The 6618-nt window shown below is 66.6% G+C and carries 5 protein-coding genes; 1 reads left to right on the top strand and 4 read right to left on the bottom strand.

Annotation, left to right across the window (positions count from 1 at the left end):
• Nucleotides 1–125 precede the first annotated feature (125 nt).
• The 4 genes from cheB to cysS form a co-directional block, all read right to left on the bottom strand.
• On the bottom strand, nucleotides 126–1286 hold the full coding sequence (gene cheB / locus ACFXP9_RS12740; protein WP_397204945.1) for a chemotaxis-specific protein-glutamate methyltransferase CheB: 1161 nt from the start codon (nucleotides 1284–1286) through the stop codon (nucleotides 126–128).
• A 116-nt stretch (nucleotides 1287–1402) separates the two neighbouring features.
• Nucleotides 1403–2170, bottom strand: a complete 768-nt coding sequence (locus tag ACFXP9_RS12735) for a squalene/phytoene synthase family protein (RefSeq protein ID WP_397204946.1) — start codon at nucleotides 2168–2170, stop codon at nucleotides 1403–1405.
• Nucleotides 2167–3786, bottom strand: coding sequence for a citramalate synthase (gene cimA / locus ACFXP9_RS12730; RefSeq protein WP_397204948.1), 1620 nt, complete (start codon nucleotides 3784–3786; stop codon nucleotides 2167–2169). The genes ACFXP9_RS12735 and cimA overlap by 4 nt, the downstream gene beginning before the upstream one ends.
• Nucleotides 3787–3856: 70 nt before the next feature.
• Nucleotides 3857–5221, bottom strand: a complete 1365-nt coding sequence (gene cysS, locus ACFXP9_RS12725; RefSeq protein WP_397204950.1) for a cysteine--tRNA ligase — start codon at nucleotides 5219–5221, stop codon at nucleotides 3857–3859.
• 319 nt (nucleotides 5222–5540) lie between these two features.
• Here cysS and selD point away from each other — a divergent pair, with 319 nt between their 5' ends.
• The gene (gene selD, locus ACFXP9_RS12720; protein ID WP_397204952.1) at nucleotides 5541–6584 is read left to right on the top strand and encodes a selenide, water dikinase SelD; all 1044 of its coding nucleotides are present in this window, start codon (nucleotides 5541–5543) and stop codon (nucleotides 6582–6584) included.
• Nucleotides 6585–6618: the final 34 nt, after the last annotated feature.

The raw sequence follows: 6618 nt of genomic DNA, 5'->3' as shown, positions 1-6618 counted from the left end.
CGCAGGGCGCAGGGCGCAGGGCGCAGGGCGCAGGGCGCAGGGCGCAGGGCGCAGGGCGCAGGGCGCAGGGCGCAGGGTAATTGCGCGATCCCTTCTGGCGCCACAAGCCTGTTTGCCGCCCCCAGTCAACCAAGACGGCGTTGCCGGGCACGGCCACGGCTGGTCTGTTCCAGCACCGCGTCACCGATCCGCGACAGGGGCAAAACCTCGTCAACGGCGCCCAGTTCCGCCGCAACGCGGGGCATCCCCCAGACCACAGAACTGGCCTGATCCTGCGCAATGCAATAGCTGCCGGCGCGTTTCAGACCCAGCATCCCCTCGGCCCCGTCGCGTCCCATTCCGGTCAGCATCACCGCCACCATCCCGGCAGCGACGCCCTGCGCCGATTCGAATAATTCATCCACCGAAGGCCGGTGCGAACTGCGCTTGGGACCACGGTGCAACTGGCACGCCAGATGCAGCCCCGGTGCCAGCCGCAAATGGCTGTCGCCCCCCGGCGCCAAATAAACACGACCCTGTTCCAGAACCTCGCCATCGCGGGCCAGCGCGACGCCGGGCGCAATGCGATTGTCCAGCCGCTGCGCGAAGCTGGCCAGAAAGCTTTCGGGCATGTGCTGGGTGATCAGGGTGGGCGGGCCATTTGCGGGAAAGACCTCAAGCACACGCTCCAACGCCTCGACCCCGCCAGTCGAGGCCCCGATCAGCACGATTTTGCCGTTCCAGACATAGGGGCGCGGGCCGGTTGGCTGGGGACTTCGGGCTTTGCCGTTACCGCCGAGCGGTCGCGACGTCGGATGTTGTGGGGCATGAACAGACGTGACGGGTGCGGATGGGGAAGGCAATCTTTCCGCCGTCGTCCCCGTACCCGACCCCGAACCCGAACCCGAAGGGCGCAGGTTGGCGGTCGCCGCCGCCAGCACCACCGAGGGCAGCCGGGCAAAATCATCCGTCCCCGATGGGCCGGCGGGCTTGCCAATGCAATCGACCGCCCCCAGCGACAGGGCCTCGACCGCGGCGGTGCTGCCGGCGCGTGTCTCGGACGAAACCATCACCACCGGCATCGGGCGCTGCGCCATCAGCTGTGCCAGAAATTCAAGCCCGCTGGTGCCCGGCATCTCGACATCAAGGGTCAGGACATCGGGGCGCAGGTCACGAATGCGCTGCGCCGCCTGAGCGGCGTCAGCCGCCTCGCCCACCACCTCAATCCCCGGTTCGCGTGACAGTGACAGACGCAATAACCGGCGCATCGTCCCCGAATCGTCAACGATCAGCACCCGAACCGTCATGAGCGATCCCCTGCCTGCCTGCCGTGTCGCTTTGCCATCTGCACCCCCACTCCGATTCCTTTCGACAGCACAGTGATGCCATGAAAACCTGAACAGGCGGTTAACAAAGGAAAATTTCACCACCGTCCATGCAGCGAAAATAGCGCAAGTTTTAATCTTCGCCGCGAATCCGAGGGAAGATCAGGCGCCAGCGGCGCGGTCAGATGGGCGCGCAGCACCTGCCGGGCGCTGCCGGCAAACAGCGCCGGCGCCGCGCTGCGAGGCATTGACCGCCGCGCCGCGCGCGCCGCATCCAGCGCCGCCAGACCCTGACCGGCCAGCCCCGCCAGTCGTTCCGCATCGGCGCCATACAGCCCCCGCCCCTGCGCCTGCAAGGCCGGATGCGCCACCAGCCAGGCCGCCAGACCGGCACCGCGTGCCTGTGCCGCAATCGCCGGTTCATCGCCCCCGGCCCCCAAGACCTGCGCGGCATGGCGCATCACCGCCCCGGCCGTGGCATCGACGTAATCGACCACGCCGCTGGCATCCAGAAAGGGGCGCGGCTGGCAATCCTGCAACCGGGCCGCGACCAGATCGCGCAGCGCCGCAGCATCCTGCCCCCAATGCGCGGCCAGCAGATCCAGCACGTCATGGCGGTCCACCCTGCGACCGGCCCCCAGATCGTCCAGCTGGTCCAGCCAGTATTGCAGACGCATCTCGGCCAGCATCGGTTCGGCGGTGGCAAAGGGCGCGGCGGCGGCCTGAAGGTTCAGCGCATACAGCGCCCACAGCCGGGGCCGCAGCGCCGGGGGCGCCAGCAGCGAGGCCCCGAACCGGTCGGGATCGGCGCGGCGCAGATCGGCAATCACGCGGGTCAGGGCCGGGTTATCGGCAGGGGACGTCATGCCGGGACCACCTTGTCATGCACCAGCTTCCAGCGAATCGCCTCGGTCAACGCCTCGAAACTGGCATCGACGATATTGGCGCTGACGCCGACCGTGCTCCAGCTGGTGCCGGCATCGTCGGCGCTGTCGATGGTGACACGGGTGACGGCCTCGGTGCCGGCGCCGGTGATGCGGACGCGGAAATCGGTCAGCACCATGGCATCAATCGCCGCCTGATACGGTCCCAGATCCTTGGCCAGCGCGCGCCACAGCGCGTTGACAGGCCCGGCATCGGCGCCGCTGGCCCCTTCGGATTCCGAGACCGACATCACCCGCTGTCCGGCCAGACGCACCACCACCACGGCCTCGGACACCGAGATCTGTTCGCCAAGCGCATTCAGACGTCGCTCAACGGTGACGCGGTATCGTTCAACCTCGAAAAAGCGCGGCAGCTGTCCCAGCTCGGACCGGGCCAGCAATTCGAAACTGGCCTGCGCATTGTCATAGGCATAGCCCTGATCCTCGCGCTGCTTGACCAGATCCAGAATCCGCGCCAAGGCCGCATTACCGGGTTCGACCGCGATCCCGGCATCATGCAGACGCGCGCGCAGGTTCGACTGGCCGGCCTGATTGGACATCGGCACCACCCGCGCATTGCCGACACAGGCCGGGTCGATATGTTCATATGTGGCCGGGTTCTTCAGAATGGCGCTGGCATGAAGCCCCGCCTTATGCACAAAGGCCGAGCCGCCGACATAAGGTGCGCCGCGCGTCGGCACGCGGTTCAATATCTCGTCCAGGCGGCGCGAAATCGCGGTCAGACGCGACAGGGCCTGCGGGGTGGTGGCGATCTCGAGCTGGCTGGCGAAGGGCTGTTTCAGCAACAGGGTCGGGATCAGGCTGGTCAGATTGGCATTGCCGCAACGCTCGCCCAGACCGTTCAGCGTGCCCTGAACCTGCCGCACCCCGGCGGCAATGGCGGCCAGCGAACAGGCCACGGCATTGCCGGTATCGTCATGGGCGTGAATCCCCAGCCGGTCACCCGGAACACCGGCGGCAATGACAGCACGCACCACTTCGGCCACGCGGTCGGGCAAGGTGCCGCCATTGGTATCGCACAGCACCAGCCAGCGCGCCCCCGCCGCCAGCGCCGCGCGCAGACAATCCAGCGCATAGTCCGGGTTATCGGCATAGCCGTCAAAGAAATGTTCGGCGTCAAACAGCGCCTCGCGGCCCTTTGCGACGACATGGGCGACCGAATCCCGAATGCCGGCCAGATTTTCCTCAAGCGAGATCCCCAACGCCTGACGCACATGCAGGTCATGCGCCTTGCCGACCAGACAGACCGCCCGTGTTCCCGCATCCAGAACCGCCGCCAGAACGTCGTCATTGCTGGCCGATCGCCCGGCCCGCTTGGTCATGCCAAAGGCCGTCAGACAGGCGCGGGTGGTCGGGGCGCTGGCGAAAAATTCGCTGTCGGTGGGGTTCGCACCGGGCCAGCCGCCCTCGATGTAATCAACCCCCAATTCATCCAGCATGGCACAGATCTGAACCTTTTCGGGACCTGAAAACTGCACCCCCTGCGTCTGCTGCCCGTCGCGCAGGGTCGTGTCATACAGATAAAGACGCTGGCGCATGGCTGGCCCTTCTTCGTTGTCCAAATACCTTCGGGGGGTGCGGGGGGCAGACAGCCCCCCGCGGGCCGTCTTACAACAGATGCGCCAGCTTTTCAGGCGCATAGCCCGCCGCGGGCACAAGTTCGACCCCGGCTGCGGTGACGCGCATTTCAACCCCGGCGGCCTGCAATTCGGCCCGCAAGGCATCCACGGCCGCGAAATCCTTGCTGGCCTTCGCCGCCTGCCGCAAGTCCTGCATCCGGGCCGCCAGGGCTGACAAATCAGGCCCCTGCGCCGCCCACGCCCCCAGATCATCACCCAACAGCCCCAACAGCGCGGCCGAGCCTTTCAGCGCGGCGGCATCGCCCTGCCGTGCCAGATCGTGCAGCACGCCGATGCTGCCTGCGGTGTTCAGATCATCCGCCAGCACCGCCAGAAACCCCGCATCGGGCGCCCCCGCCATCACGCCATCGGTCAGGGCACGCCATTTGCGCAAGGTGGCCTCGGCCTCGCGGGCCTTTTCGGCGGTCCAGTCCATCGGCTTGCGGTAATGCGTCATCAGCAGGACGAAGCGGATCACTTCGCCGGGAATGCCCTGATCCAGCAGGTCGCGCACGGTAAAGAAATTGCCAAGCGACTTGGACATTTTCCGGCCCTCGATCTGCAACATCTCGTTATGCAGCCAGATTTGGGCAAAGCCGCTGCCGGGATGGGCGCAGCAGCTTTGGGCGACCTCGTTTTCGTGATGCGGGAACATCAGGTCGATGCCGCCGCAATGAATGTCGAAATCGGTCCCCAGATGCTTTTCCGACATGGCCGAGCATTCGATATGCCAGCCGGGCCGGCCCCAGCCCCAGGGGCTGTCCCAGCCGGGGGTGTCGGCATCCGAGGGTTTCCACAGCACGAAATCCATCGGGTCGCGCTTGAAGGGCGCAACCTCGACCCGCGCGCCGGCGATCATGTCATCGACCGAACGTCCCGACAGCCGCCCGTAATCGGCATAGCTGCGCACATCAAACAGCACGTGACCTTCGGCGGCATAGGCATGGCCGCCCGCCACCAGCCTGTCGATCATCGCGATCATTTCCGCGATATGTTCGGTGGCGCGGGGTTCGATATCGGGCCGCGCCACCCCCAGCGCGTCCATGTCATCGTGATACCAGCCGACGGTTTCCTCGGTGATGTCGCGGATCGGGCGGCCGGTGGCGGCGGCGCGGGCGTTGATCTTGTCATCGACATCGGTGAGGTTGCGCACATAGGTTACGGATTTCGCGCCATAAACCTGCCGCAGCAGCCGCACCAGAACGTCAAACACCACCGCCGGGCGGGCATTGCCCAGATGCGCGCGGTCATAGACCGTGGGACCACAGCAATACACCCCGATGCGCGCGGCATCGCGGGGGAAAAATACCTCTTTGTGGCGGGTTTTGCTGTTTGTCAGCCTGATTTCGACCATTCGTCCTTGCCCTGTCTTGGCGGGCTTGCGCCCTGTCTGGTATCGGGCTTGCGCCCCGTTCGCGGGGCCGGTCGTAACCTGATGACGCGCGCGCACCCCGCCTGAATTGTCAGCCGGTAATGCAGCAGCAGGTTTTGGCTTGCGTCATCATGCAATGGGCATAGCCCAAGCCCGCCCCCCGCCGCAAGCCCCCTTGCGCGCGACGCCTGCCTGTCGGGTCGGGATCGGGTATTTGGACAACGAAGAAGTCCCGCAAAGACACATTGCGGTCAGCGACGCGCGGGTCCACAACGGGGCAACACGGCACAGGAGGTCCGCCATGTCCCATCCCAAACTGACCAAACTGGCCCATGGCGGCGGCTGTGGCTGCAAGATCGGCCCGGCGGTGCTGGCCGAATTGCTGGCGCAACAGCCTCTGGCGCAGGCTTTTCCGCAGCTGCTGGTTGGCAATGACACCGCCGATGACGCGGCGGTCTGGCAGGTGGATGCGCAGACGGCGGTGATCGCCACCACCGATTTCTTCATGCCGATGGTCGACGATCCGCGCGATTTCGGGCGCATTGCCGCCACCAACGCGATTTCCGACATTTATGCCATGGGCGGCCGCCCGATCATGGCGCTGGCCATTCTGGGGATGCCGATCGACAAGCTGCCCGCCGCCACCATCCGCGAGATCCTGTCAGGCGGGGCCGAGATTTGTGCGCAGGCGGGCATTCCCGTCGCGGGCGGCCATTCCATCGACGCGCCCGAGCCGATTTACGGGCTGGCGGTGATCGGGCTGGCCCATCCCGACCAGATCCGGCGCAACGATGCCGCGCGGGCGGGGGATGTGCTGATCCTGACCAAGGGGCTGGGGGTGGGGATCTATTCCTCGGCCATCAAGAAGGGGATGCTGGACGCGGCGGGGCTGGCCGAGATGGTGGCCTCGACCACGCAACTGAACCGGGTGGGACAGGATCTGGCGCTGGACCCTGCGGTTCATGCCATCACCGATGTGACCGGCTTTGGGGTGCTGGGGCATGGGCTGGAACTGTCGCGGGGGGCGGGGCTGGCGCTGGTGCTGCGGGCCGGCGCCCTGCCGCTGTTGCAACAGGCCGGGGCGCTGGCGCAGGCGGGCTGTATCACCGGCGCGTCGGGGCGCAACTGGGCCGCCGTTCAGGGGGCGGTGACGCTGCCGCCTGATCTGCCGGACTGGCAGCGCGCGATCCTGACCGACCCCCAGACCTCGGGCGGGTTGCTGGTGTCCTGCCAGCCTGCGGCGGCGGATGCGGTTCTGGCGCGCATCCGGGATGCGGGCTTTGACCGGGCGGCGGTGATCGGCCATGTCGGGGATGGGCCAGCGGGCATAACCGTCACCCCCTGACGCCAAACTTTCGCCTTAAAACAAGGTGATACAG

Source organism: Paracoccus jiaweipingae (assembly GCF_044335505.1).
Taxonomy (GTDB): domain Bacteria; phylum Pseudomonadota; class Alphaproteobacteria; order Rhodobacterales; family Rhodobacteraceae; genus Paracoccus.
This window is presented reverse-complemented; position numbering and strand designations above follow the sequence as displayed.

What these genes read in the sequence shown, in the direction of transcription:
- cheB (WP_397204945.1), bottom strand. Translation starts at nt 1,286, where the DNA reads ATGACGGTTCGGGTGCTGATCGTTGACGATTCGGGGACGATGCGCCGG.
- cimA (WP_397204948.1), bottom strand. Translation starts at nt 3,786, where the DNA reads ATGCGCCAGCGTCTTTATCTGTATGACACGACCCTGCGCGACGGGCAG.
- ACFXP9_RS12735 (WP_397204946.1), bottom strand. Translation starts at nt 2,170, where the DNA reads ATGACGTCCCCTGCCGATAACCCGGCCCTGACCCGCGTGATTGCCGAT.
- selD (WP_397204952.1), top strand. Translation starts at nt 5,541, where the DNA reads ATGTCCCATCCCAAACTGACCAAACTGGCCCATGGCGGCGGCTGTGGC.
- cysS (WP_397204950.1), bottom strand. Translation starts at nt 5,221, where the DNA reads ATGGTCGAAATCAGGCTGACAAACAGCAAAACCCGCCACAAAGAGGTA.